At 25.6% G+C, this 500-nt stretch carries 1 protein-coding gene; it reads left to right on the forward strand.

The window, feature by feature from the left end:
• The first annotated feature begins 103 nt into the window (after nt 1-103).
• Nucleotides 104-343: a hypothetical protein gene (locus PYV02_RS15350; RefSeq protein WP_275759951.1), complete on the forward strand. Its 240-nt coding sequence runs from the start codon at nt 104-106 to the stop codon at nt 341-343.
• Nucleotides 344-500: the final 157 nt, after the last annotated feature.

The raw sequence follows: 500 nt of genomic DNA on the forward strand, positions 1-500 counted from the left end.
TATTAGATCAGCTTCTACAGTACAAGTATCTAGTATTAAAAAACATGACATAGATGAATTATTTTGACATTTAGCATCCGTATTTAAACATACAGAATATCATATGATTTTATCAGAGACTGAGGAAGTTACATTTTTTAATCCTATAACTGGTCTACCTATTGGTAATGTTTTATTTTCATTTAAACCTATGCTAAAAATTAATAAAACTAAATTTGAAGAGATCTCATCTAAGGATGAACTAAATTTATTAACTAATGATGATAAATCAAAGAAAAATCCAATACACAGATTTAAGTTTGATGGTTATACAGTTCCATCTACAATGGATCTATATCAATGACCAAACATAAGTTTTTTAAATGAATATACAAGCGCTATAAGTACTAATGATAAAAAAGGGCCAAATAAATTTCCCCTTATTTTCCATATTGATATCAAAGATTTTTCAACTTCTACATCTGTTTTACTAAATAATGAATGGATTTTTAAAATTGAAG

This window comes from Antiquaquibacter metalliresistens (assembly GCF_029211225.1).
GTDB classification, from domain to species: domain Bacteria; phylum Actinomycetota; class Actinomycetes; order Actinomycetales; family Microbacteriaceae; genus Rhodoglobus; species Rhodoglobus metalliresistens.

Bases quoted from the DNA above. Each gene is read 5' to 3' on its own strand.
- PYV02_RS15350 (WP_275759951.1), top strand. From the start codon at position 104: ATGATTTTATCAGAGACTGAGGAAGTTACATTTTTTAATCCTATAACT.